Genomic DNA, 25,548 nt, shown 5'->3' with positions numbered 1-25,548 from the left:
AACGAGTATTTCGCCACATTAGGATTTGCGGCATTGCTTGGCGAGCCTTTGACCGAGCGCCTTCTTGATCGAAGAAGCATCAGCCGGAACGTCGCGCATGATAGCTGGTTTGAGGCTCATCGTATTTCTGCCTGCCAGTTGTGATGTAACCCTCAGACCAACGATACTGATTTGGTCCATCTTAAGCGATCGGAAAGCAATCGGCTCATCGCGAAAGCCCGAACATAGTGAATGTCCGGTGGTGGCCCGAAGCTGCTGATGGCCGATGGGCAGAGCATGTCTGCTCTGCCCCGGTGATTCAGACATCAACTTCTTCGGCAATCGCGAGCGCGTCGTCCACCTCGATGCCCAGATAGCGCCCCGTGCTTTCAATCTTGGTGTGGCCGAGCAACAGACTGCACGGCAGGTTGCCCGTGCGCCGGTAGATCAGCGTTGCCTTGGTCCGGCGCGGGGAGTGGGTGCCAAACACCCTCGGGTCAAGTCCGATGCTTGCCACCCAGTCGGCAAGCAGGCGAGCATATTGGCGGTTCGTCATTGCCTGATCGCGCCAACGGCTTCCAGTGAACGAATACTCACCTGGCCTGTTGCCGCCTTCAAGAAGTCGTCAACGGCTTGCCGGGTTTGATCCGTCAACTCGTCCACAGTCCTTTCAGACAGGGGCGCACAAATGACTCGCTTTCTCTCGCAACCTTATCCGGCGTGACATTTGGGCAGGTAGCGCCCGCATCGGAAATCGCGTCGAAACGGAAAGCTGCGCCGTTGGCCACGATTTCCATCGCGGTGCTCGGCGGCCTAGCTGAGCCTGTCGCGAGGTCCATTGGACAGAAGCTCGGCGCGGCCATCGAACCTACGATGGATCCGAATCCGGATGCTTATCTGCAAAGCTTCGGAAAGGGTGAATGGGGCATCGCTATCGGACCGCGCGTTCTTGCTCCTGCGGATGAGGCCCCGATTCGACGGCTGGCCTCTGGGTCATCAGACATATCTATGTCGCCGCGCCCGGAAAGGAATTTCCCGCTATCGGCTCGTCGATAAGGCGGGTGTAAAGATCGGCACAAATTCCGATGCTCCCGCTGAGCGAGTGCTGATGCGGCAGATTAAGACCGCTGAGATCATTCGTATCCCGCTGAGCCCATCGCGAGTGACGTGGCCGAACTGCTGCGCTCCGGCAGGCAGACGTCTTTGGGGCGGCTCGGGCGTCGATATCCTGCTGCCGACGCCTTGCTGGGCGCAAAGATCGTACCCGGCGCGCTGGCGATGCTTCGCGTGGCGGCCGCGCTTCCGAAGGGCCGCTCCGAAGAGGCGCAGGCTGTACTCGCGACATTCGTCGATGAAGCAAAACGGATCGCCGCAGAAAGCGATCGACCCGAAGGGCCTCAAGGGGGTGAATGTCGCGACGAAGCCCCCTGAGCGTCGCTTCTCGCCCGTTGCCCGCCGCGGACGTGCCGCCACATTGAGGCGGAGTCCGAAATAACGAACATCCATCGCGCAAGCGGAACAAGCTAACAAGGTGAAACATCGCGCGGCGCGGCGGCGGCATGGCCGATGGCGGCGCGGGCCTCGCGCCTGTCTATTCGATCAGGAGCAGACCGGGAGGCAGTGAATCGTCGTATAGACTGGCCCGGTCGGATCGTCCGATCGGAACGAACCCTTTGATTTTTGCGGTCTGCAGCGAAGAGACGCCGGATTTCTCCAGCTTGCTGGCAATCAGGCCGCGCAAAGGCACGGGTAGATCCAGCCTCCGATCGTCGACGACGCGCGCGGCCCGGAGGAACAGAATCTGCAGGTCGAGCAACTCCGGCGTAGTCCAATCGAAGTCCTGGAAAATCTGAAACGCGTGCTCGACGAGATCGGGCGAGACGACAGTCTCCGGTCCTGCGTAGAGCGGAGTTCGGTTGAGCAGCAGCCCGAGCGCAGCAAGATAAGGAGCGCAGTGCCGCTTGGCCCGTGCAAGCGTCACTGCGATCTCGCAGAAGCAACGCACCAGTTCCGCCTTGGTGTCGTGGTCGATCAGTTCCAGGGATCCAGCCAGGCGCACGAGTTCGTCGGGCGCCCTGCCGCTGCGGATCCTGTCGATCGCTCCGGCCATAAGCCTGGTCTGACGTTCGCGTGTGAGCCCGCCCGCCACCCGGCGCCAGAGGATGTATTCCTGGCTTTTGATGCGCCGACCGGGAAAACACGAGCCATCATCGTGCACCCGCCACAGGGCATCGATACGAAGGTCGTCGCGGACAACACCGAAGCCCGGGCGCAGCAGAAATCCAGCCATGATGAGCCATGCCTCTTCGTGATCCGGCGAACGTCGTCTGTCGTCCCGCCGCTCGTAGAGCGCTGGCCAAAGGGCGCGCAGCAGGGCCCCGTTCCATTCACTTCTGGCGGACGCGAGGACGCGCTCCATACCCTTGAGGATCGTGGCTGCAGTAATCTTGTTCTTTTTGCTGTTATTAGCAGGCTGGGTGAACACGATCCCGATCTGCCTTCGTGCCGTTTCCAGCGCGTCCGCCGAGGCGTTCGGTTCAATTGGAGCGTTTGCCTCCCGCGCCCGCCCCGCACCGGGCGTACCCGCGACGCCTTGGACGTGCTCGCGCATGTTGAATTCCAGCGGCCAGGACTGCTGGACGGCGGGGTCGGCGCTGACGCAGGAGATGTGGAGCAGCCCCAATGCGTTCATCCGCGCCGTCAGACCGACCGGCAACATCCCGCCCGCTTCTTCCGGACCGGATAGCTCAGCCGTCCTGACGGTGGTCTGGAGCGGGGGCAACGGATGAAATTCGCCTTCGGACCAGGAAACGATGTCTCCGGCCCGGCTGGCGCTCTTCCGGGTTGAGGAATAAGCCTGGAAGCGCACCAGCTGATCGGTGCGGAGCTTAAGCCCAAGATCAGCGATCTCAAAAAGCTGCGACGGCGCTGCACCTTCAGGAAGAACGCACACGAGGGGCGCACGCACAGTCTCGCGATCCGCTGTCTGTATCGCCTCCACTTCGAGAAAGATCGCGGCGGCTGCCCCCGCGGCGATGCGACCCGAACGGTGGTGGAGAAGGGCACTAAATCGCGCGGCTCCGCGCGCCACCGCCAGATCCGGCTCCTCGTTCTCCAGAACCTGCGGTACCAAGCCGTCCTGCCACAACCCGATCTGCTCGCGGAGTCTTTGGCGCAGGAGCGGCGGTCGGACGGATCCGCCGTTGAACAGGACGGCATCAATGCGCGGCCGATCATTGAGGAATTCGGCAAGGTGTCGGGTTATCGCGCTGTCGGGAGGATAAGGAAGCCCCCATTCCCTCAGCGCCGTGTGCGTCCGGTACGGCCGCGCCGCCGCGTCGCAGAACGGAAAAAATCCGTCCAGCAATAGGCTCTCGATTTCCGCCCGCATCACCGTCGCCGTCTGCGAGCCGCCGACCATCCCCGACCCGCGGCCGGCCAGCGCAACAACGAACCGCTCATCCGGCGGCCCCGTAGTCGCCAGCGCGTGCTCTTTGAGATGACGGCAGGCGGCGACGAGCTGATCCCATTGCGGGCCGGAAAGCTGGCCGGCCGCTTCGGCAAGCCGCGGCTCCAGGAAATGGGCGACGGCAAGGTCGATATTGTCGCCGCCGAGCAGCGTATGCTCGCTCACCGCCACACGCCTGATGTCGGGGTCGGGCGTTTGCTCGTTCAGGCGAACTTCAAAAATGCTGAAATCCGAGGTGCCGCCGCCGATATCGATGACCAACACGTGTCGCAGCCCGGCATCGCCGTTGTCGGGCCCCTGCCATAATTCGCACGCTGGGTCGTGGCTTTCCAGCCAGCAATAGAACGCAGCCTGCGGCTCTTCGAGCAGTCGCACATCGCCGGGGAAGCCCGCTAGCTCGGCGGCGGTCATCGTCAGCCGCTGCGCGGCCACATCGAAGGAAGCTGGGACGGTAACGGTGATGTCCTGATCATCGAACGCAAACCCGGCCTCGGCAAACCGCCTGTTCCAGATCCCCCGCAGATAATTCAGAATCAGTGCCGAGGCGCGTACCGGTGAGATTTTCTGCTCACGTGTCAGAACCGTCGATCCCCATGGCAGAAAGGGTGCCGACCGGTCGGCGGCGTGATGGCAAAGCCATGACTTCGCGGAATGGACCACCCGTCCGGGCGCTTCGCTTGCCTTCATGCGTCCAAAGAGGCCGACGATCCATTGCCCGGCGCCGACCTCCTCACCTTGCAAATGCGCTGCGACCGCTTCCTCTGGCAGGTACAGGAAAGAAGGCAGCGTTGGCTTCTCGGTCAGACTAGCAAGACCTTCCCATTGCGGGACGAGAAGAACCTCTGGCGTCCCCTGGCCAAGCAGTGACGCGAATGCGAGTGCGGAGTTGGTCGTGCCGAGATCAATACCAATGGCGAAGCGGGCGCGGTCTTTGCTCAAGAATTGCCTCCAGAGGCGGTCCGCGCCTTATTCCGTGCGGACCTGGAACTCAACCTTCCATCGGCGATCGGAGTTCGTGTGCCTCATCCAAAGCTCAAGGATGCCAAGTTCGGTGACGACGGGGCTGACGCGAACCGGCACCACCTCCCCCACCTGGACGTCCAGTGCCGGGATCGCGACTTCGAGCAGGCCAGCGTCATCAAGCTCACGCTCGGCGTCAGGCAGTATCTGTCCCGGCGTATCGCCGCTTCGTACCGAGGAGGAGAAAAACCGAAACTCCGCCGTTTGGCCGGTCACAAGCCCGAACTCGCGTCCTTCGATCACCAGTTCCGTGCCTTCCTGCATCCCCTGCGGCACAACACACAATGCCTTCAGCGGCGGCTTGTAGCCCGGAATGGCGGGCATCGACGTTTCCAGGCCGATGTAATAGGAGCGCGCCGCGCCGGCCTTGATGCGCATGCCCTTGCCAGTGGCGCGGAGACGGCCGTAGATCGCGCCGCCGCGTGCGACGGCGAGGTCTGGTTCGAAACCCTGCAATTCGCGCACTGGCTGGCCTCCATTCCAGGACGCCAGCAGATCAAGCACTCGGGTACGGATTGGGGCGGCTTTGAAAACGCCCCCATTAAACAAGACCGCGGTCGGCATCAGCACCTGCGCGCCAGCCGATGCTCCCACCAGAGCGGCAAGCTTTTCGCTTGCCTTCACGTTCTGCAGGCTCTGGGCGAGAAACCGGGCGATATGCTTGCTGACAACCGGGTCGGAGGCATAGGGCAGGCCGAATTCCTGCAGCCCTGCCACACGGCTCTCGCGCGGCAGGTCGTCAAGGCTGGTTGGGGCGAAAAAACCATCGACAACAACTTGCTCCAGCATCTCGCGATCGAGAGTCGTTGAGACGGTCTTGGCAAGCAGGCTGGAGCCGCGCGAGGGTACCGCGATTGGCGCCTGCGCCAGCGCGCCATCATCAAACAGCACCATCTTGGCTTTCGAGGCGGCATGCACGAGCGCCAGGAATTGCCAGGAGTCCAGCCGTTTGCCCGCGGCCTCAAGTTTGGCGTTCAGCGCATATGCGAGCGCCAAATCCATATTGTCGCCACCCAGCAGAATGTGCTCGCCGACGCTGACACGCTCAAGTTCCAGGCGGCCTTCGACGTCGGTGACCGCGATCAAGCTGAAATCGGCTGTCCCGCCACCGACATCGCAGACCAGCACGATGTCGCCATCAGCAATCAGGTTTCGCCATTCTCTGCGCGTCTGCGCCATCCAGGCGTAGAATGCAGCCTGCGGCTCCTCCAGCAATGTGACGTCCCCAAGCTCCGCATCCTTGGCGGCCTCGGCGGTGAGGCTTCTTGCGACCTCATCGAACGAAGCAGGAACGGTTACAACGATCTCGCCGTCCGAGAGGTCCCAATCCCGGCCCTGCACGCGCTCGGTGTGCAGGAACGCGTCCCTGAGGTGTTGGAGGTAAAGGCGTGAGCATTCGAATGGCGAGACCTTCTCTTCCGCGATCTCGGATCGCCAGGGCAGGATCCGCTGCTTCGGGTCGATGTGCGGGTTGGACAGCCAGGATTTGGCGGAGGTCGCGAGGCGATCAGGCACGAGCGCCCCCCGCTCGCGCGCGAACTGGCCAATGATTGCGCGCTCCCCCGCATCGTTCCAGGGCAGAGGAAACGAACTCTCCGGGAACTCCTCGGAGTGCGGAATATACATGGCGGACGGCAGTGTCGGCATCTCGCCGATCTGATTTGGTCCTATTATCTGCGGGATTTCGATAATCCTGGTCTCACCACTCTCCAGATCGGCGATCGCGATTGCGCTGTTGCTGGTGCCGAGGTCGATAGCAAGACTGAAACGAGCGCTCATGAGGGAGGGTTGTCCTGGTTGTCGTGCTGTCGATTCGCGTCAATAGCCGCGCGTGATGGAAAGCACCGGTTACACGTGATCCGACTCGGGCGTTCCGGCGGCAGCCAGCCAATGGGAGCCGCTTATCTCAGTTCCACCTCCGCCGGAGCGATTGTTGGCAGTCGATCGGTCGAGCTCCGCAAGACGCGTGGTAGATTCACCGCATCCGTTTTCCAGCCGTGGTGGACAAGCACTCCCGAGAACGGCGCCGGGCCGCTGATCTTGCCCAGCAGTCGGTACTCGTCCGGTGAATAGCCAGCGGCGACCTGCACTGTCGACCCCTCGCTCTCTGCGCGCACGGGGGAGATTCGGAAGTGCTCCAGCAGGGCGGTCCTGCATCCGGCATGGACCACGCGCGCGGCTGCCCCAACCTGTGCGTCATCATGCGCGTTGATGTCGTCCATCAGGAAATCGACCAGCCGGCCCCTTGCCTGCAGCATCGCCAAAAAGCTGACGATCTCGGCGTCCGCCCGCTTTGCACCGGTCGGAACAGGCCTCGGTCGGGCCGCCTCAGCGCCAACGCTTCGATCATCCCGTGACGGGCCGCGCCCGACCAGAATCGCTATCAGCGCGATAAGGCTCAGCGCCACGGCCCCACCCGACAGATACATTTGGAATGCGCTCGCTGCCGGCAGCAATTCCAGAGCATTCACCACGACCACGAGCAGGATCATTGTGATGGCGATCGCTTTCATCGCATGCATGTTTACCCGCAGCTCCCTCTTGAGACGCATAGCGTTGATTCGCCGCGGTGCATGCGGCCAGGCTCAGGCAAGTTTACAGAGATACTGCTCACGGTGCACCCCACGGTCTTGCCGCAGCCAACAATGCTGGCGATCGTCCCTTCATTCATACAGTTCTGGAGCAACACGACGTCGCCCTCCAACGCAAGACCCTGTTGGATCATCGTGGTCGCCGACGTCGTGTCGTAGGACTTCATGCACACGAGGGCGATATCGACCGCTGTCTGCTTGACCGATTGCTGGACATCCGTAACGTGCAGCGCCCGCACGGTAGCCGAGAATTCCGCAACATCCGTGGCGCGACTAACCCACAGAGCATGCTTTCTCATTCGTTCGACATGCTCGGGCCACGGGTCAATGCATGTCACGTCCATGCCCGCCCACACCAAATGTGCGCCGGAATACCTTGCAACGGCGCCTGCTCGTACGATAGCTATCTGGTGGCCCATGGTTTCCGACACTTTCGTTGACTGAACCTAGCGCGCCGGCAGCGTTCATCACAATGATCGAATGCAAAACGGCCCGATCGAATTGACGTCCTGCAGCTCTGTTCCAGTTTCGGCTATGTAGTCGAACGCCGTATGCTCAGCCGCGTTCACGGCTATGCCGACAAAGATGACATTTGCCGTGGGGACGATGTGGCTTGTGACGGAGCAGAGCAAATGCCACCACGGGCGAGTTCGTGCGCCTGCCTGATCCGTACGTCGCCGATGTCCGCCCCCTGCGCCCTCCCCCCGACGCAAAATGAAGCCCAAACCTATGTAGGCAGACAAATCGGCAGCCGCGTTGTCCTAGCGGCCTTCTGGCTCGGCAGCGGTCCGCTTGCTAACCGCCCTCAATGCAGCGTAGAGAACCAGGTATCAACGTCCTGCCGAGCCTGATCCTTGGCATAGCCATATCGCCTTTGGAGCGCACCTTCGAGCTGATCTCGCCTGCCGTTGATCGCGCTGAGATCATCGTCGGTCAATTTGCCCCACTTCTCTTTGACCTTGCCCTTCATCTCCTTCCAGTTACCCTCCACTCTGTTCCAATCCATTGCTTGTTCTCCCTTGCTTGTACTTTGTGAGAACCTTCAAGCCGTACCTGATGTTCCGCGCGAATGCCGCTTGGTTGAACCAACGCCCGCGTCCTCGTGGCACGGCTCGTGCCCTGCATGAGCCTCGGAAGGATCCCGCGAAAAAGCGGGCGACTCGGAGCGGAAATCAGGTATTCGGCAGCCTCTCCTCTGTAGCAGCTTACCGCGATCGTGCGGACTACCGAAAGAGCGAACCGATTAGCTGCGATCACTCAATTATGCTCAGCACCGCCACGAGTGCTATTCCCCTTCCGGGAAAGCGCCTTTAAATTGAGCACCGGCTTTGCCGGCTTCATCGGAGGCGCCGGCGGAGCTTTCCCGGAACGGCGCAAGGTCAGGTTGCGGCGTAGACAATTCCTGGCAGTACATGCGATCGATCCTGCCCTGCATCAACGCATAGCATTCGCATGCCGCGCTCTCGAGCCGCGCCCGGTCGATCTCGACGAAGCCGCGCCGGTCGGACGAGATCGCGCGCGCCGCGCGAAGCTTGCTCACTATCAACGTCACCGTCGGCCGCCGTACCCCGAGCAATTGGGCAAGCGTCTCCTGCGTGAGCGGAAGCACGTCGTCGGGAATCCGGTCGTGGAGCTGCAGGAGCCACCGCGCCATGCGGCGATCCACCCGATGCAGTGCGTTGCAGGCGGCCACGTGCTGGAGCTGCAGCAACAGCGCGCGAGCGTGGACCTGCACGACGTACCTGATGGCTGCGCTTCGCGCGTAGGCGACCCGGAATGTTGCGGCGGAAATCAGCGATGCGGTGCCGGCCACACGAGCAACCGCGGTAACGGACGAACGCGAGGGGCCAAGCGCGGAGAGCGACGCCAATGCGCCTTCCCGCCCCATCAACGTGGTCGCGACCGCTTGCCCGTCAGGCATATCGACAACGAAGGCGATGGCCCCGCTATGGGGAAAATAGACCTTATCGAGCTCATCGCCCGACCGCACCAAGACGGTGTCGGGTTCGAACGAGACTCTCTGCAAGTGAGGCGTGAGCAGGCTCAAGTCCGCCGGTGGCAATGCCGCTAGAAGCCAATTCTCAATGCCGGTCGGGCGCCCGATCACAGTGTTCTTCCGTGAACCGAGCAAACACTGCACCGACGAATTTGAAGCAGCATCCATGAATGTGATTTAACCCATGGCGACGGAAAAAGATCTTTTCGCGCAGGCGGCCGCACGGAAGCGGCTCACAGGGCGTGGCTGACGAACGCGCGAAGATGCGCCATCATCCGGAACATCCTGAAAGCGGGATCGGCGCCGTATTCATCGAAAATATCTCTTCAATTTGGAGACGTATGGCGCCGTGGCAATCGCACGCAGCCGCAGTGAGCCGCGATTGGTCGATCTCGATCTGGCCACGTCGCTCGGATCTGATCGCTCCGAACGCGCGCAGATTGCGCATTAGGCCGTTCACGGTCGTCCGTCGGACGCCGAGCATCTGCGACAGCGCCTCCTGGGTGAGCGGGAGAACGTCGACGTCGATATGGTCGCGAAGATGCAGCAGCCAGCGGGCCATGCGGGCTTGGACCGGATGCAGCGCATTGCAGGCCGCGCTGAGCTGAAACTGTGTCAGCATCGCGCTGGCGTGAATTTGGATCGCATGCCGGATCGAGCGGCTGCGATTGAAAGCGGCAAGAAATCGGGAGGCGTTGATCCGCGAGGCAGTCCCCGCCGCACGAACGACGGCGGTTATGGCCGAAGGTGACGGCCCCAGCAGTGAGAGGCTGCCGACTGCCCCTTCGCGCCCGACGATTGCGGTGGCAACCGTCTGCCCATTCCCCATGTCGATCATCAGCGAGATGGCGCCGCTATGAGGGAAGACGAGATGTTCGATCGGGTCACCCGCTCGCAAGAGAACCTCATCCTGGGCGAGCGCGAACATCTCCAGCCCGGGCGCGAGCAGATCCAAGTCAGCTCGCGGCAGCGCTGCCAGAAGGCGATTACCAATTCCGCCGGGACGGATCACCGCAGGTGACCCGCCGTGAGCGATCCGCCGCCTCGTCCACTCCGACTTGCGTAGAACGGCAGCCTCGAACTTTGTTTAAACCTGCCTGCGCTGTGCGCATCCGATTCAGCTGCAGAAGCTCTCAATCTCAAAAACAAATCTCCAACACTCGCGACTGCGAGGCGAATGTTTGCCTGGCAGCATCATTGGGGACTTTAGATGCAAATGCGCCACTCGAGACAATTGCAAAATGCGTATGGGTAACACCATAGGGAGTTCCAATTTCCGGGGCGCAGCAAATGCTGCTGCGATCTGGAAAGAGTAACGCGCGACTTATGCCGCGATCAGTGCGTTTATGCGAGGATGCGCATAAGCGACCTCGACGAGGGTGCCCAGGACCTCCGCAAGCACGTCCGTCGAGGGCCGCTTAGGGCAGCTTGGCTATCACTCATGTCTAAGCAGCCTTTGCGCTGCTTCGATCTCGGGCAGATCTTGGCACACGTCGAAGTTGAGGAGGACCGGCGCCAACACCTCGTGCACCGCATCGGCTCGGTCACTTGCGCTATACAGGTGGGCAAGCCGGAGCGCGCTGCGCAGCTCGAAAGTCTTGGCCTTTTGACTTCGGGCGACCTCTAGAGCTCGGTTAAAGGCGTCTTGTGCAGCGGGAAAATTAGTCGGACCATCGCGCATCAAAAGATCACCCTGGACGCGATGTAGTTCGGCATCGAGCCAATGCTGGCCGGATTGTTCTGCCCAGAGGACCAGCTCCGTCAAAACGTCCAACCCAGTCTCGAGTTGCCCTGCTTCTGCATTCGCCACGGCGACATGCATCCCCCATAAGGGTTCACAGAGATAGCAGTCATTTTCGTGAAGTAATGTCCAGCCCCGCCGCATGTCCCCCAGCCCACCCGTACGGTCGCCCGAACGCCACCTTGCCAAGCCGTTCAGGTACGTACCGGCGGCCACATATAACGGCATCGTATGCTCGCGGGCGAGGGCTAGGATGGTCTCTGTTTCTTTTAACATACCCCCGCAAAGACCGTCGAAGACGGCCTTGTGCACCAGCGCATTGACTTGAGAGAGCGCCCGCTTTTCTCCCGAGAGATGTACCGCTTCGGTGGCGAGCTGGCGTGACCGATCAATGCTGCCCATAGGCCAAAGCACCAGCGCAAGAAACCTCATGATGACGAACGGCAGGTCGAGCGCCGAAGCCCTGAAGATGGCGGGATTTGGCTCGACCTCAAAGATCGCAAGTGCTTGCTCAAGGTGCTCTCTCGCCGCCGGGTAATCGCCCCCGAACCAGCAAGTCACTCCGTTTGTCCAATGAGCGAGGACTGCGGCCACTGGCGATTCCGGTCGCCGCTCCGCCGCACTCATGATTGCGTCTGCCAGCTCCCGCATGGGCGCGATCTCGCCGTGAGTCAGGCAGGCGTTGAACAGGCCCGAATGAATGGGCGCGAGTTCAACTGGATCATTCGTATCAGCTGCGAACTGCCTGGCCCGCTTCCATGCCGCCACCGTTTCCGGGGCGCTGTGCCCGAGGCTGCCGCGCAGCGCTCGACCATATGCGATTTGGAGACGAAGCCGGTCCATGGTTCGGTACGCCCCATCAGGTAGTCCATCGGCGATGGCGACAGCCTTGCGCAGATGTGCGATCGCCTCACAATATGCTGAGCGCTTCAGCGCTTGCTGGCCCGCTTTGCTCCACCATTCGACGGCTACCCCTTTCAGCCCGGCTTCCATGTAGTGGTATGCTACGAGCTCCGGCTCCTTCTCAGCAATGACTGGAAATTTGTCCCGTAGGACATCGCCGATGTGCTTATGAAGCAACTGCCGGCGGCTCTTGAGCAGGCTCTCATAAGCTGCTTCTTGAACGAGTGCATGCTTGAAGCTGTAACTCGCCTCTGGCGGCGTCCCGCGGCGCAACACCAGTTCTGCTTCTTCGAGCTGCGCCAGCGCAGCCGTCAGTGTCAAATCATCCCGGCCTGCCACAGATTGCAGCAGTGTGTAGGAGAAGTCGCGGCCGATCGCAGCGCCGATCTGTGCAATCTCCTTGACCGGCGCCAGCCGGTCGAGCCGCGCCATCAGGGAGTCCTGCAGTGTGGCTGGAATGGCGAGCGGCGGGAGCGGATTATCCAGCCGATAACGCCCGGCATCCTGAACGAGCAGTCCAGACTCCAGCACCATTTTGGTCAGTTCCTCGACGAACAAGGGAACACCATCCGTCTTCTCGATGATCTGCGATATCATTTCGGCTGGCAGCTCTCGGCCGACGGTCACCTGGTTGACCAGAGCACGCGTATCCGACCGATCAAGCCGATCGAGCCGCAGCAGACTGACGTTGGCAAGACCTGCCCAAGGCGGCTCGAAATCAGGCCGGAATGTCATCAGTGCGAGTATCGGAAGGCCCCGAATTCGATCAACCGCGAGGTCGAACAGCTCCAGCGTCGTGGCATCAGCCCAATGCAAGTCCTCGCACAGAATCACTACAGGCTGCTCGCGCGCCAGGCCTTCGAGCTGATCGAGAAGCGTGGCGAAGGTCCGTCGCCGCTGCTGCACCGGACTCAACCCAAGCGGCGGATAGCGGTCACCGGTTGGTATCGAAAGGAGAGCGGCAATAAGTGGCGCCGCCTTGGCCACGTCCCGCGTTCCAAGCGCAAGCATCGCCTCAAGCTTGTCGAGCTTCTGATCAGGCGTGTCCTGTGACCTGATGCCCGCAGCGCGCTCGAGCTGAGCGATAAAGGGATGGAGCGCGCTGTTGGCATGATATGGCGAACACTGATATCGCACCTTAAGGTACGTCCCCAACTCGTGGCTCTCGGATAACCTTGCTAGTATCCGCGATTTGCCGATCCCAGCCTCGCCGGAAATCAAAACCACTTGTCCTTGGCTCTGCCAACTCAGCTGCTGGCGCGCGAGTACGAATTCGATCTCTACCTTGCGACCGACAAAGCCGATTGAGCGGGCCGTGCGCACTGCTTCGAAGCGGCTCTCCGAGGCGGCTGCACCTTCGACCGCCCAGACCGCGATCGGTTCGGAAATACCCTTGACCTCGCGGCGGCCGAGGTTGCGAAAAGTAAATAGGTCACCGAGCAGCCGGCGCGTCGAAGCAGCAACGACAACTGCTCCCGGCTCAGCCAGACTCTGCAGACGGGCAGCGATGTTTGGCGTATCACCAACCATTGCCTGCTCCTCTGATGCGCCTTCGCTGATGAGGTCGCCGACCACCACAACCCCCGTCGCAATAGCGATCCGCACATCGACGCGTGCGTCCACACGGGTGTCGAGCTTTTGTATCGCTACGACCATGTCGAGGCCCGCTCGCACCGCGCGCTCCGCGTCATCTTCGTGTGCGCGCGGATAGCCGAAATAGGCGAGTATTCCGTCGCCCACAAACCTGGCGACAATACCGTCATAAACGGCAATGACCCTCGCGCAGGCGCCCCGATAAACACGGATCACCTCCCACATGTCCTCGGGATCGAGGCGCGTGGAGAGCGCGGTCGAGTCTACTAGATCGCAAAACAAAACAGTGAGGTGACGTCGCTCCGCGTCGCGAAGAGACGGCCCAGCCATCAATTCGGTCTGATCGAGTTCGGCTATCGCGCGCAGCATTTTGCGGCGATGGCCGAGCAGGACGCCGAGCTTGTCGAAGTCCTCGTCCTTCAGATCGGGAAGGACGCCAATATCGATCCCATTCTCGGCAAAACACTGCGCGTATTGCCTAAGCCCAAGCTTCTCGAGCCAGTCCGCAATCTGCTGCATTGGTGCTCCGACTGCCAGGTTGGCGGCTCGTCGAATTCTGGACGAAACGTTATTCCGATCTTGCCGAGGATAGCATGCCTTGGTTTGCGGCATTCAGCCGCGGCTCTCAGTTGACCTTCCGGTGCAGCAGTACGGGTGCGCCACCAAGCAGCGCATGAGATGATGAGAACAACTGGATTGCGGCGAGCGGCCCCATTCCGATAGCCGACGGCGTTGCACGACCTGACCATATGAGCGAGGGTTCCAAACTAATCGGACGGGCCAAGTATCGGCTTCAAGTTTGGTTGAGTTTGACGGCAAACCATTCGCCCGGCTTTCAGCTTTGGCCCGCATCGGCAAAGTGAATGTCGCAAAACAGCGAACGATCGTCCGGTCTGGTTAGCGCCCCAAGACGCCCAAACTCGCCGCCGCGCTGCCGTGATGCTTTGATGACCCAAGCACCCTGCGAAGATCGCGAATGGAAAGGGCCTGAGTGCCGCCGGGCCAGATGCAAACCCGAAGCCGTGCTACTCTCGTTGCCCCGTTCGCCCTCATGGCCGATAGGACTGCGTTACCATATCGCGCCAGCCCAGCGCTCCCGCCCCCAAAGGCCGGCTCCGCTCCTCTTCCACAACGGGTTTGTCATGACTGATGTTCCCAAATCCGGGAGGTCTGCCGGCAACGCTGGTGACCATGTGAGTTGGTGAAACGCGGCGCCGCTACAAGCTTGTTTTCGGTCTGGCGAGGCCTTTGGGCCTCAGCTGTTCTCATGGGCTCGACCGTTGCTCGCGACCCATACCGACCACCTTTTTCCGATCACCTTTCCCCGCGCCCGCTGCAAGGCCAGGAGCAGCTCACGAAGGCGCGCCGAAATGACGCGACCGACCCTTCACAATCCTGCGGTAAGGCGCGCGAAATCGGCCACATTTGCCTCGGAAAAGACTAAACTGTGTATCCTGCTGGGTAGGGCCTGCAAAGCGGGAGGCGACGTGCAAGAGATTGCCGCCTGGCTGAGCCAACTTGGTCTCGGGCAATACGCGCAGCGTTTTGCCGAAAATGAAATTGACGTCTCCGTACTTCCCCATTTGACTGACCACGACCTCAGGGATATCGGAATTCCGCTCGGGCATCGGCGGAAAATCCTTGCAGCGATCCGCGATGGGCAGGCGGTATCGCAATCCTTTGCTGCGTCAGAGGCTCCGAAGATCTCGGAGGCTGCGGAGCGCCGTCAGATCACGGTGATGTTCGCCGACCTGGTCGGCTCGACCGAACTTTCGGTCCGCATGGATCCCGAGGATTTGCGGGACATTATCTCAAGCTACCAGACGTGTGTCGCGGCGACAGTACGTCGTTTCGGCGGCTTCGTAGCTAGATATATGGGCGACGGTGTCCTCATCTATTTTGGTTACCCCGAGGCGCACGAGGATGATCCTGACCGCGCCGTACGGGCCGGACTGGAGGTGATCGCTGCGGTGTCTCTGCTTGCCGCCCCGGTTCTCTTGCAGGTCCGCGTTGGCATCGCCACCGGAGTGGTGATCGTGGGAGATTTGATTGGGTCAGGCGACCATCAGGAGCGCGACGTCGTGGGCGAAACCCCCAACCTCGCTGCGCGGTTGCAAGCGATCGCCGCTCCCAACATGGTGGTCATTGCTGACGGCACCCGAAAGCTTCTCGGAAATCTCTTCGAACTGCAGGACCTCGGAACCAAAGATCTGAAAGGCATCCAGGGCGAGGTAAGGGCGTGGGCGGCCGTGCGACCCAGCTCAGTGGCCAGTCGCTTTGAGGCTTTGCACACGAGCGCACTGACGCCGCTGGTAGGGCGTGAAGAAGAACTCCAGCTGCTGATTCGACGGTGGTCACGCGCCAAGAACGGCGAAGGCCAGGTGGTGCTGCTCTCCGGTGAGCCTGGCATCGGCAAATCTCGACTTACTTTCGCCCTGCTGCAACAGCTTGCGCGTGAGCCGCACATGCGACTGCGTTACGTCTGCTCCCCGCAACATACCGACAGTGCGCTCTACCCGATCATTTGCCAGTTGATGCGTGCCGCCGGTTTGGAAGATGATGACAGCCCGCAAGCCAGATTGGACAAGCTGGACAAGTTGCTGGCGCAAACCTCGACCTCGCACGAGGATGCGTCGCTGCTTGCCGAATTGCTGTTACTTCCGAACGACGGACGCTATCCCATCGCTGAAATCGAGCCGCAGCTCCGTCGTCAGAAGACGCTGCAAGCTCTTTGCTCCCAGCTCAAGTCGCTTGCCCGGATCAATCCCGTGCTGATCATCTTCGAAGATGCGCATTGGACCGATCCCACCAGCCTCGAATTGTTTGGTCGGGTGGTTGATCTGGCCGTGAGAGACCGGGTCTTGATCATTGTTACTTACAGGCCGGAATTCAGCCCGCCTTGGATCGGACGGTCGCACGTGACCGTGCTGACCCTCAATCGGCTGGCGCGGCGCGAGGTCGATTCCCTCATCGAGGGACTGATCGGCGGCCGATCGTTCCCGGCGGGGATCCGCGAGGACATCATCGAGCGTGCCGACGGGATTCCACTGTTTGTCGAGGAGATGACCAAGGCGGTGTTGGATGCCGAGGGTGACGGTGAAACGCAACGGACCGCCCCCAGCGAACCAACCTCCGCTGCGGTTCCGGCAAGCCTTCAGGCGTCGCTGCTGTCGCGGCTGGACCGACTCGGCCGAGCGAAGGACCTGGCCCAGATCGGCGCGGCAATCGGCCGGGAATTTCCACACATGTTGCTGGCCGCCGTCGCGGGAAAGCCGGAGCCAGAGCTGAACTCTGACCTGGATCGACTTGTCGGTGCCGGCTTGTTGTTCCGGCAGGGCACTCCACCGCACGCGACCTACCTGTTCAAGCATGCCCTGGTGCAGGACGCAGCCTACAATACGCTGCTACGGGAGCCGAGGCGCGTATTGCATGCACGTATCGCCAAAATCCTCGAAAATCAGTTCGCAGATCTCGCCGAGAACCAGCCCGAGCTGCTGGCGCGCCATTACACAAAGGCAGACCTGAGAGAGAAGTCGGCGCACCTGTGGGGCAAGGCAGGGCAACGGTCGCAGGAGCACTCGGCTCTCGTCGAAGCCGCCGAACAGCTCGGCCAGGCTCTGGCGCAAATCCAAAGCTTGCCCAGCACGCCCGACCTGCGGCGCGAACAGATCATATTGCAGGTTGCGCTCGTGAACACGCTCATGCATGTCAAAGGGTATGGCTCGCCCGAAACCAAGGCTGCCGTCGATCGGGTCAGGATGCTGATCGAGCAAGCGGAGCGGCTCGGAGAATCTCTCGGTGACACCTCGTTGCTGCTCTCGGCTCTGTTTGGCCAGTGGATCGTCAATTTCATCAGGTTTAACGGTGACGTCGCGCGGGAACTCGCGGCACGCTTTCTGGCGCTGGGCGAGAAGGACGGGAACGCGGTCCCGCTTATTGTGGGGCACCGAACGATGGCAAGTACGCTCGCGTTGATGGGGGATCTCGTCGAGGCTCGAGCGCACTACAATGAAGCGCTCGCCCTTTACCGCCCGGCCGAGCACCGGCGGTTGATGACGCGATTTGGCCAGGACCTGCGGGTGACCTGCCTGGCCTTTCGTTCAATGGCCTTGTGGTTGCTCGGCTATCCTGAAGCTGCGCTCAAGGATGCAGACTGCGCACTGATGGAAGCGCGCCAGATTGAACATGCTGCCACTTTAATGTTCACGCTGAATTTCCCGATTCTCATTAACACGTATTGCGGGAATTACGAGGCGGCAAACGACCATATCAACGAACTTGTTGCTTTAGCCGAGGAGAAAGGTGCCCCGTTCCGAAAGGCGGAGGGTGTGCTACGGCGTGGTTATGTTCTAACCCTTACAGGGAAAGCCGCGACGGCAGTTGAGATGGTCGCGACCGGTATCGCTTTGTGGCGATCGGCCGGGTCGACGATATTTACGCCGGAACAGGAGTTCATGTTGGCAATCGCCCATGCAGATTCGAGCCAGTTCGATGAAGCATGGGCCTGCATCGGCAAAGCAATGGCGGCGATGCAGGCAACCGGGGAACAATGGTGCGAAGCTGAGGCTAACCGCGTGGCGGGTGAAATCGCGCTCAAGTCGCCACAGCGGGACGTGGCGAAAGCGCGAGCGTATTTTGAGCATTCCCTGGCCGTTGCGCGAGCACAGCAGGCAAAATCGTGGGAATTGCGTGCGGCCATGAGCATGGCGCGGCTCTTGAATGAGCAAGGCAGGCAGCAAACGGCATGTGACCTTCTCGCCCCCATCTACGCCTGGTTCACCGAAGGTTTTGATACAAGCGACTTGCGAAAGGCCAAGGCCTTGCTTGGCGAGCTTCACTGACAAGGCGGCCGGCCGACAAGGGTCTCGCGTTGGGCCGTCTCAAACGTGCGGATCAGGCCGAATGTCCGCATTGCATCCCCCCATCGTTGTCATGGCCGAAATGGGTGGGATCAAGATCCTGCAGGGCGAGGATGCGTTAAAAAGCTACCGCTTTCATCATTCACGACGATCTAATCAGAATCTATATGCAGTAAACGTGGCTTGCCTGGACGGGCTAAGCCCATTCGATTTCTCTGAGGTGCCTGTCATGGATGGCGTCAATCACACGAACGACACTGGCAGGCCAACGCGTCGAGCAGGCACACTCCGCGTCATCCCGGCTAACTAACTATCGCTGTCAGCCGACAACCCCTCGGCAAGCTCTCGCCTGGAAACTGACCGCCTCCATGTTGCAGACTTTGATGCCGTGGAACGGCGGTGCGCGGAGCACCAGAAGGTAATCGCGGTGGTTAGCGCGACCGCCGAGGCCTAGTGCCGCGCCAGCTTGTCGTAGCGGGTGCCGATTCCGCCGCCATATCAGAGATGCACGTAATCGCCCGGGGCATCCGGCAGAGCCTGGCTGCTGGCGACGCCGACGTGCGGCGGTTCGCACAAGCCGCCTGATCGTGCGGACAGCCATGCGCTCCACTCCGGCCACCAGGATCCCTCATATCCCGGCGCGAGTTTCAGCCATTCATCCGCACCGACATAGGGAGCGTCCGCGCCTTTGGTCATGACCTGGTAAGTGTGCCCCGGCTCTGCGGTGGCGCGACGATGCCGGCGTTGTGACCGCCGCCGGTCAAGAGAAAGGTGACGTCCGCGTCCACCTGGTAATGGATCTTGTAAACCGATTTCCAGGGCGCGACGTGGTCCCTAACGGTGCCGACCACGAACATTGGGGTATGGATATCCGAAAGCGCGATAGACTTGCCTTTCACCAGATAACGGCCTTCGGCCAGATCGTTGCGCAGGAAGAGCTTGCGCAGATATTCGGAGTGCATGCGGTAGGGCAGACGGGTGGCATCGGCGTTCCAGGCCATCAGATCGCTCGGCGGTGCTCGCTCACCCATCAAATAGCCGCGCGCGACCCGCGACCAGATCAGGTCGTTGGAACGCAGCAACTGGAAGGCACCGGCCATCTGCGTGGTATCGAGAAAACCACGCTGCCACATCATGTCCTCCAGAAACGTGACCTCGCTCTCATTGATGAATAACGTCAGCTCGCCAGCCTCGGTGAAGTCGGTCTGCGCAGCAAGCAGCGTAATCGACTTCAGCCGGTTATCGCCATCGCGAGCCATCGCTGCGCCGGCGATCGACAGCAGTGTTCCGCCGAGACAATATCCCAGCGCATGGATCCGCGGGCCGGGGACGATCAAGTTGATCATTGCAAGCGCGGCTTCGATCCCGAGCACGCGATAATCATCGAACGCGATGTCGCGATCTTCCTCCGTCGGGTTTCGCCAGGAAATCATGAAAACGATAAAGCCCTCGTCGGTCAGATATTTCACCAGCGAATTGTGAGCTGACAGGTCGAAGATGTAGTACTTCATGATCCACGCCGGGACGATCAGGACCGGTTCGGAGCGGACTTTTTCAGTTGTCGGATAGTATTGGATTAGTTCGATCAGGTGGTTGCGAAAGACCACTTTGCCTCGCGCAGTCGCGACGGTTTTGCCGACGACGAACTGCTGATCTTCGATCGAACGCTTGCCCCGTGACAGCAGCCGCACCAGGTCTGCGTACCAATTCCGGAAACCGAGGACGAAGTTCTCGCCACCGCTCCGGAATGCCTTCTGTAGCACTTCGGGATTGGTCGCGGCGAAGTTGGACGGCGCCAGCGTATCCAGGATTTGTCGAACCGAAAACTCCACCACCGCTTCATTGGCCGGTGCGACTCCGCGTGTCCCGGTGGTGGCGTTGTGCCACCATCGTTCGCTCAGCAGGAACGCTTGCGCGAGGAGATTGAATGGTGGGCTCTCCCATTCCGCGTGTGCGAAGCGTCGGTCCTGCGGCTGCGGCTTGATCAATGACCACGGGGCCTGATCCGGCGCGGTGACGCCAAGCCCCGCCCCGAGCAGACGTCCAGCGCCCCGTACGGCCTCTTGAACGATTTCCATTTGGCGTTGCGGGGCCGTCGCCAAATTCCAGGCCCAATCCATGTAAGCGAGTGACAGTGCAGCAGGCGAGATGCCGCCGGTCAGTCGCGCCAGCATCGCATGGAAAGCACGATCGGCGACGTGGTCTTCGGATGCGGAAATCGGGTTCGGCGCTGGCGAAGCTCCGGCTTTGCCAGGCAGGTGGAGGTCTTGCCCTTCGCTCTGCTTATGGGCAGGACAGGGCAGCAATGGTGTTTGCGCCTTCTCGATGCTGGTCGATATCTGCTGCACAGGAAGCTCCTGCTTTGGAAAGGCCGTGAAGCCCCGGGCCTCCGAGAGGAGGAGTCTCTTTAGGCCGTGCCGACCAGCTTCGATGCCGCTTCGACCATCCGCTGCCCATGCTTAAAGAGCCGGTCGCAGTCGCGTCGAATGAAATCGATCTGATGTTGGCCGCATTCCCGGCACATCGTCTGGATGTTATTGACGGAATGGGCTCCCGCCATCTTCGACAGGAGTTCGGCAAGCAAGTGCGTCTCCGTTCGCGCCCGGTCGAACCACTCCTCCGTGGCGAAGATCGCCTCCTCAACCAGGACCCGCTGGGCGCCGAACAGGACATTGATCAACCGCGTGTGCGCCTGTCCGCCTGGCCCTGTCTTCTCGACGACCGGTCGTTCGGCCGTCGCGACACGCGCTTCGGACATCTCAGCCATGGGGGCCTCCTGTCAATTCCATTCGGCAAACACCATATGGCATCGCACAAGGCCCATGTTGAGCTGCATCAACTCGCAGCCGCCGGCCGCACTTGAGTTCGATCAAATGACGCCGGCACCGCCGGAATATCGTTCCGACATCAGAGCAATCTTGAACTCGCGGAGTCCCCCATGCGCGCCCACCAGATCATGACCAAGCCCGTCATCACAGTCGCTCCCGACGCGACCATCGTCGATGCTGCCAATCTCATGCTGCAGAAGCATGTCAGCGGTCTTCCGGTGGTGGACGCCAGCGGCAAGCTCGTCGGGATCGTGTCGGAGGGCGATTTCATCCGCCGCAGTGAAATCGGCACGCAGCGCAAACGCGGCCGCTGGCTGCGTTTCATTCTAGGCCCGGGCACATCGGCCTCCGATTTCGTTCACGAGCACGGCCGCAAAGTCTCGGAGGTGATGACCAAGACGCCGCTGACCATTAGCGAAGACACGGCGCTGGCCGAGATCGTCGATCTGATGGAGAGAAACAACGTCAAGCGGCTGCCCGTCCTGTGCGACGGCAAGCTGGTCGGCATCGTGTCGCGCGCCAATCTGCTGCAGGCTGTCGCGAGCCTCGCCCGCGAAGTCCCCGACCCGACGGCGGACGACGATCACATGCGCGATCGCATCATCGCCACGATGGAAGAGACCGAATGGTGCCCGTTTGGCCTCAGCGTGATCGTGAAAGACGGCGTCGTTCACCTCAGCGGCGTCATCACCGAGGAACGCGCGCGCCAGGCCGCGATCGTCGCGGCGGAGAATATCGAGGGCGTGAAGAAGGTGCACGACCATCTGTGCTGGGTCGACACCATGTCCGGCATGTATCTGAACTCGCCGGAAGACGAGGACCTGGCGAAGGCGAGCTGAGCGATCAGAGCAAACCGGCCTGAGCGAAGCGAGGCCACCCGCGCCCAACCTCCGGCATCACTGCGGGCGCAAGCGAGGCAATCCAGACTTGCTCCGCGGATGCAGGCTGGATTGCTTCGTCGCTTTGGCTCCTCGCAATGACAGGCTCAGTCGAAGACGCTTGTCCGGCTTTGCCGTTCGCGGATGCTTTACAGCAGCTTCCCGTCCGGCCCAAAAAACGGGTGTGGCCCGTCGAATTCGCCGATCGGCACCTGGTGGGTCACCAGGTTGCCGAACTGCTCGCCCGGAAACCAGGCGTGGAGATGCAAGGCAGGCGGTTCGACCTTGAACGACGGACCGCGCAGATGCGCAAGATCGAGATCGACCGCATGATTGGGCGCGGGGCAGATCGTGCAAGGACGGCCTGCAAACATGGTCAAGGTCGCGCGATGCACATGGCCGCAGCCGATGTGCCTGATCCGCGGATGGCGCATGACGATTGCGGCCAACTCGTCCGCATTGCGCAGGTTCTGGCGATCCATATGCCAGATCCCTGCAACGAATGGCGGATGATGCAGAAAGACTAGCGCCGGACGATCCGCTGAAGCGGCCAGCGCTGCCTCAAGCCACTGCAGGCTCGGCGGGGCAAGCTCGCCATGCGGCGCGCCTGGCACACTTGAATCGGCTAGCAAGAGATCGATCCCGCCGAGCTCGATCCTTTGGTCGAGCGGGCCGGAGCTGTGCGCGTAGCCGGCTTGCGGGAACGCCCCGCGCATCAGTTCGCGAGAATCATGGTTGCCTGGAATGGCCGCAAACGGCAGCTTCAAGGCCTGCAGCAAGCGCCGCAGATGCTCATATTCCTCCGGGCTCGACGTGTCCGCGAGATCGCCCGAAATCACCAGGAAATCAGGCGCGGGCTCGAGCGCATTGAGAGTAGCGACGCATCGCTCAAGTGCCTTTGCGGTGTCGACGCGGCCATAGGCGAGCGCGCCCGGCGCCTTGATGTGCAGGTCCGAAATCTGCGCGATGAGAACGGGTTTCGAGGGCATGGGTTCGTCAGGTCTCCGGCGGCAACAGGCGAATGGCGTCGGGCGCGATCGACAGCCCGACCCGTTCCCCCGCCTTGGCTTGAATCGTATTCGGCGCGTCGATCGTGAGGGGCTTGTGGGCGGCTCCGCTGACGACCAGGCGCTGCCGGTCGCCGACAAAACTGACGCTATCGATTGTACCTGACAAGGAGGAGCTGTCCGCTGAAATGATCCCGATCGTTTCGGGGCGGATCATCACGACGGCTTCCGGCAGGTTGTGCGCGCAATGGATTGGCAAGCGTCCGCCCGGCAGCACGAGCCGGCCATTTTCGACTGTAGTCTCGACGATGTTCGCGGCACCGATGAATTCGGCGACAAAGCGGTTCTGCGGCGCGAAATAGATCTCGCGCGGCGAGCCGATCTGGGCGATGGCGCCTTTGCGCATGACGACGATGCGGTCGCCGAGTTCCATGGCTTCCGCCTGGTCATGCGTGACATAGATCGCCGTTATGCCGAGCGCCCGCAACAGGCGGTTGAGCTCGCCGCGAAGCCGCTCGCGAAGCGCCGCATCAAGCGCCGTCAGTGGCTCGTCCAGCAGCAGAATGCCGGGCCGGATTGCGACCGCCCGCGCCAAGGCAACGCGCTGGCGCTGACCGCCGGAGAGCTGGTCGATGCGCCGATTTTCCAAGCCTGCGATGTTGGTCAGAGCGATCAGTTCGGCGACCCGCGCCGCACGCTCCGCTTTGGGCATGCCGCGGATCTTCAGGCCGTAGGCGATGTTTTCCGCGACCGTCATATTGGGGAACAGCGCGTAGGATTGAAACACCATGCCGACGTTGCGGCGCTCGATCGGCAACGAGGTCATATTCTTGCCGTCGAACAGCACCGTTCCGCCGGGATCTGGGTGTTCGAGCCCGGCGATGATCCGCAGCATGGTGGTTTTGCCGCACCCGGAGGGTCCCAGCAGGACCAGTGTTTCGCCGCGTGCGATCTCAAGCGTCGCGGGCTCGAGCGCAAGCGTACCGTCGGCGAAGGTCTTGCCGCAATTTTTGATGTCCACGGCCGCGCCGTGTCCGCCAACCGCGCTCATCTCGTCTGCTTCCCGTCCGCGAAGAGCTGCATCGCCACCAAAAGCGGAATGATCATGATGAAGAAGATGAGCGTATAGGCGGAGGCCACTTCCAGCCGCATCGAGGCGTAACTGTCGGCAAGGCCGATCGGCAATGTCTTGGTCAAGGGTGTGTGCAGCATCCAGGTCAGGTTGAATTCGCCGAGCGATAGTGTCACCACCATCAGGCTGCCGGCAAGAATGCCCGGCACGGCATTGGGGACAATCACATCGCGGAAGCGCCGCCAGGGCGAGGCACCAAGCGAGGCCGCGCCTTCATCGAGGGTCTTGACGTCGACAGTGGCAAACACGGCCATGACCGAACGCACCATGAATGGCATGGTGAAGATGACGTGACCGACGAGAATGAACAGCCAGGATCGCCGAAATTCGCTGGCACCCCCATAAGTCAGCAACAGGGCCAGCGCGAGGGCGAGGCCTGGAATCGCGACCGGGAGGGTGATCACCTCCTCGATCATCCGTGAAATCTTGCCGCTCCGGACATGCAGCGCGTAGGCCGCCGGCACCCCGACGAGCAGCGTTACCACGAGCGTCGCAAGGGCGATCACGTAAGAAAGCAGGATTGTGCCGGCATAGAGCTCCCAGACCTGCGCGATCCATTCCAGCGTCACCCCTGACGCAATCCCGCGGAAGTAATTCACGGTGACGCCGGCGGCGATGGAGAGTCCGGCAGGGACGACCAGGAACGCGGCGACGAGCAACGTGAAAAGGAGCTGTGCGGTGAAAAGCAGGCGATCGCGCATGGACTATCCCGCGGCCGCCACCGCGCTGCCGCTGAAGGAACGGGCGAGCGCCAGAATGAACCAGGTGATGACGCCGAGCCCGACCGAGAGTGCAGCCGAGGTCGCAAAGTTCGCGGCCAATGTAAACTCGGTGTAGATCAGCATCGGCAGCACGTCGATATTCGTCGCCAGCGTAAAGGCGGTGCCGAACGCCCCCATGGCGGTGGCAAAAGCGATGGCGCCAGATGCGACGAAGGCCGGCGCCAGCGCCGGCAACACCACATCCCGCTGCACCACCCATGGGCCCGCACCGAGCGAACGCGCCGCCTCCTCAAGACCTGGGTCGAGCTTCTGCACCGCGGCCATGATGGTGAGGATGACGCGTGGAATCGAGAAGTAGAGATAGCCGAGAAACAGCCCATAGATCGAATAGGCAAAAACCAGCTTCTGCCCGGTCAGATGGCTCGAGAGATCGCCGATGACGCCTTGCCGGCCGGCGAGCAGGATAATCATGAAGCCGACCACGACGCCGGGAAAGGCCAGAGGAAAGGTCAGCATCGCGATCAGAATTGATCGCCCGGGGAAGCGATGGCGCTGCAGGAACATGCCGGCGATCGTAGCCACGATCAGTGTGACCACGGTGGTGGCGGTCGCCAGCAGCACGGTGTTGATCAGCGTCGCGCGGTAGCGAGGCTCGGCCAGGATCGCGAGGTATCCCGCCAAACCCTGCGGCCCTTCCGCGCCGGTGACGATCAGCCGCGCCATCGGCAGCAAAAAGAACGCGGCCGTGACCACCGCAAGCGGCAACAGGCACAGCCCGAGAAAGGATCGATGCGACATCGGGAAATGGTGCCCCTGCCTCTCAAGCCGAG

The 25,548-nt window shown here is 61.5% G+C and carries 18 protein-coding genes and 2 pseudogenes; 4 read left to right on the top strand and 16 right to left on the bottom strand.

The features are described 5' to 3' along the window. Positions 1 to 18 precede the first annotated feature (18 nt). Positions 19 to 306: a hypothetical protein gene (locus P6U23_RS09255; RefSeq protein ID WP_407179285.1), complete on the bottom strand. Its 288-nt coding sequence runs from the start codon at positions 304 to 306 to the stop codon at positions 19 to 21. Continuing rightward, complete coding sequence (locus P6U23_RS09250) at positions 299 to 535, bottom strand: hypothetical protein (protein WP_407179284.1); 237 nt, start codon at positions 533 to 535, stop codon at positions 299 to 301. Before P6U23_RS09250 ends, P6U23_RS09255 begins: the two co-directional genes overlap by 8 nt. 611 nt (positions 536 to 1,146) lie before the next feature. On the opposite strand from P6U23_RS09250, the gene P6U23_RS09245 reads away from it, so the two are divergent. Beyond that, entirely contained in the window at positions 1,147 to 1,410 is a 264-nt protein-coding gene (locus P6U23_RS09245) for a hypothetical protein (RefSeq protein ID WP_407179282.1), read from the top strand. 160 nt (positions 1,411 to 1,570) lie between these two features. On the opposite strand, the gene P6U23_RS09240 is transcribed toward P6U23_RS09245, so the two are convergent. The 8 genes from P6U23_RS09240 to P6U23_RS09205 all read right to left on the bottom strand — a co-directional run bounded on the left by P6U23_RS09240 (position 1,571) and on the right by P6U23_RS09205 (position 13,811). After that, positions 1,571 to 4,387, bottom strand: coding sequence for an Hsp70 family protein (locus tag P6U23_RS09240; RefSeq protein WP_407179280.1), 2,817 nt, complete (start codon positions 4,385 to 4,387; stop codon positions 1,571 to 1,573). Between the two features lie 27 nt (positions 4,388 to 4,414). Then, positions 4,415 to 6,247, bottom strand: coding sequence for an Hsp70 family protein (locus P6U23_RS09235; protein WP_407179278.1), 1,833 nt, complete (start codon positions 6,245 to 6,247; stop codon positions 4,415 to 4,417). 122 nt (positions 6,248 to 6,369) lie between these two features. Then, positions 6,370 to 6,960 carry a DUF2760 domain-containing protein gene (locus tag P6U23_RS09230; protein ID WP_407179276.1) on the bottom strand — a complete coding sequence of 197 codons (591 nt, stop codon included), beginning with the start codon at positions 6,958 to 6,960 and terminating at the stop codon, positions 6,370 to 6,372. A gap of 32 nt (positions 6,961 to 6,992) precedes the next feature. After that, entirely contained in the window at positions 6,993 to 7,478 is a 486-nt protein-coding gene (locus P6U23_RS09225) for a ketopantoate reductase family protein (protein WP_407179274.1), read from the bottom strand. Positions 7,479 to 7,864: 386 nt separating this feature from the next. Further along, positions 7,865 to 8,065 (bottom strand): CsbD family protein, encoded by a 201-nt coding sequence (locus tag P6U23_RS09220; protein ID WP_407179272.1) that lies wholly within the window; start codon positions 8,063 to 8,065, stop codon positions 7,865 to 7,867. Between the two features lie 279 nt (positions 8,066 to 8,344). Continuing rightward, complete coding sequence (locus P6U23_RS09215) at positions 8,345 to 9,166, bottom strand: Crp/Fnr family transcriptional regulator (RefSeq protein ID WP_407179270.1); 822 nt, start codon at positions 9,164 to 9,166, stop codon at positions 8,345 to 8,347. Between the two features lie 160 nt (positions 9,167 to 9,326). Further along, positions 9,327 to 10,010: a Crp/Fnr family transcriptional regulator gene (locus tag P6U23_RS09210; RefSeq protein ID WP_407179269.1), complete on the bottom strand. Its 684-nt coding sequence runs from the start codon at positions 10,008 to 10,010 to the stop codon at positions 9,327 to 9,329. Between the two features lie 480 nt (positions 10,011 to 10,490). Beyond that, on the bottom strand, positions 10,491 to 13,811 hold the full coding sequence (locus P6U23_RS09205; RefSeq protein WP_407179267.1) for an adenylate/guanylate cyclase domain-containing protein: 3,321 nt from the start codon (positions 13,809 to 13,811) through the stop codon (positions 10,491 to 10,493). A gap of 968 nt (positions 13,812 to 14,779) precedes the next feature. On the opposite strand from P6U23_RS09205, the gene P6U23_RS09200 reads away from it, so the two are divergent. Both P6U23_RS09200 and P6U23_RS09195 read left to right on the top strand, forming a co-directional pair. Further along, positions 14,780 to 18,133 carry an AAA family ATPase gene (locus P6U23_RS09200; protein WP_407179265.1) on the top strand — a complete coding sequence of 1,118 codons (3,354 nt, stop codon included), beginning with the start codon at positions 14,780 to 14,782 and terminating at the stop codon, positions 18,131 to 18,133. Between the two features lie 43 nt (positions 18,134 to 18,176). Beyond that, positions 18,177 to 18,461, top strand: a pseudogene (locus P6U23_RS09195) (GFA family protein); the annotation flags it as partial. Between the two features lie 188 nt (positions 18,462 to 18,649). Here the strand turns inward: P6U23_RS09195 and P6U23_RS09190 are convergent. Both P6U23_RS09190 and P6U23_RS09185 read right to left on the bottom strand, forming a co-directional pair. Beyond that, positions 18,650 to 20,325: pseudogene (locus P6U23_RS09190) on the bottom strand (PHA/PHB synthase family protein). Positions 20,326 to 20,558: 233 nt separating this feature from the next. Further along, positions 20,559 to 20,918, bottom strand: coding sequence for a hypothetical protein (locus P6U23_RS09185; RefSeq protein WP_407179263.1), 360 nt, complete (start codon positions 20,916 to 20,918; stop codon positions 20,559 to 20,561). 171 nt (positions 20,919 to 21,089) lie between these two features. On the opposite strand from P6U23_RS09185, the gene P6U23_RS09180 reads away from it, so the two are divergent. Continuing rightward, positions 21,090 to 21,818 carry a CBS domain-containing protein gene (locus P6U23_RS09180; protein ID WP_407179261.1) on the top strand — a complete coding sequence of 243 codons (729 nt, stop codon included), beginning with the start codon at positions 21,090 to 21,092 and terminating at the stop codon, positions 21,816 to 21,818. A gap of 188 nt (positions 21,819 to 22,006) precedes the next feature. Here P6U23_RS09180 and P6U23_RS09175 read toward each other — a convergent pair whose 3' ends face one another. The 4 genes from P6U23_RS09175 to P6U23_RS09160 are packed head-to-tail and all read right to left on the bottom strand — an operon-like array spanning position 22,007 to position 25,516. Next, on the bottom strand, positions 22,007 to 22,846 hold the full coding sequence (locus tag P6U23_RS09175; RefSeq protein WP_407179259.1) for a phosphodiesterase: 840 nt from the start codon (positions 22,844 to 22,846) through the stop codon (positions 22,007 to 22,009). A 7-nt stretch (positions 22,847 to 22,853) separates the two neighbouring features. Next, entirely contained in the window at positions 22,854 to 23,915 is a 1,062-nt protein-coding gene (locus tag P6U23_RS09170) for an ABC transporter ATP-binding protein (protein ID WP_407179257.1), read from the bottom strand. After that, positions 23,912 to 24,697 carry an ABC transporter permease gene (locus P6U23_RS09165; protein ID WP_407179255.1) on the bottom strand — a complete coding sequence of 262 codons (786 nt, stop codon included), beginning with the start codon at positions 24,695 to 24,697 and terminating at the stop codon, positions 23,912 to 23,914. Before P6U23_RS09165 ends, P6U23_RS09170 begins: the two co-directional genes overlap by 4 nt. A gap of 3 nt (positions 24,698 to 24,700) precedes the next feature. Then, complete coding sequence (locus P6U23_RS09160) at positions 24,701 to 25,516, bottom strand: ABC transporter permease (RefSeq protein WP_407179253.1); 816 nt, start codon at positions 25,514 to 25,516, stop codon at positions 24,701 to 24,703. Positions 25,517 to 25,548 lie beyond the last annotated feature (32 nt).

The organism is Bradyrhizobium sp. STM 3562, from assembly GCF_045571435.1.
Taxonomy (GTDB): Bacteria; Pseudomonadota; Alphaproteobacteria; order Rhizobiales; family Xanthobacteraceae; genus Bradyrhizobium.
The sequence above is the reverse complement of the archived record's forward strand: the minus strand, read 5'-3'. Positions and strand labels throughout refer to the sequence as shown.

Bases quoted from the DNA above. Each gene is read 5' to 3' on its own strand.
- P6U23_RS09230 (WP_407179276.1), bottom strand. From the start codon at position 6,960: ATGATCCTGCTCGTGGTCGTGGTGAATGCTCTGGAATTGCTGCCGGCA.
- P6U23_RS09185 (WP_407179263.1), bottom strand. From the start codon at position 20,918: ATGGCTGAGATGTCCGAAGCGCGTGTCGCGACGGCCGAACGACCGGTC.
- P6U23_RS09235 (WP_407179278.1), bottom strand. From the start codon at position 6,247: ATGAGCGCTCGTTTCAGTCTTGCTATCGACCTCGGCACCAGCAACAGC.
- P6U23_RS09255 (WP_407179285.1), bottom strand. From the start codon at position 306: ATGTCTGAATCACCGGGGCAGAGCAGACATGCTCTGCCCATCGGCCAT.
- P6U23_RS09180 (WP_407179261.1), top strand. From the start codon at position 21,090: ATGCGCGCCCACCAGATCATGACCAAGCCCGTCATCACAGTCGCTCCC.
- P6U23_RS09175 (WP_407179259.1), bottom strand. From the start codon at position 22,846: ATGCCCTCGAAACCCGTTCTCATCGCGCAGATTTCGGACCTGCACATC.
- P6U23_RS09165 (WP_407179255.1), bottom strand. From the start codon at position 24,697: ATGCGCGATCGCCTGCTTTTCACCGCACAGCTCCTTTTCACGTTGCTC.
- P6U23_RS09250 (WP_407179284.1), bottom strand. From the start codon at position 535: ATGACGAACCGCCAATATGCTCGCCTGCTTGCCGACTGGGTGGCAAGC.
- P6U23_RS09170 (WP_407179257.1), bottom strand. From the start codon at position 23,915: ATGAGCGCGGTTGGCGGACACGGCGCGGCCGTGGACATCAAAAATTGC.
- P6U23_RS09160 (WP_407179253.1), bottom strand. From the start codon at position 25,516: ATGTCGCATCGATCCTTTCTCGGGCTGTGCCTGTTGCCGCTTGCGGTG.
- P6U23_RS09220 (WP_407179272.1), bottom strand. From the start codon at position 8,065: ATGGATTGGAACAGAGTGGAGGGTAACTGGAAGGAGATGAAGGGCAAG.
- P6U23_RS09205 (WP_407179267.1), bottom strand. From the start codon at position 13,811: ATGCAGCAGATTGCGGACTGGCTCGAGAAGCTTGGGCTTAGGCAATAC.
- P6U23_RS09225 (WP_407179274.1), bottom strand. From the start codon at position 7,478: ATGGGCCACCAGATAGCTATCGTACGAGCAGGCGCCGTTGCAAGGTAT.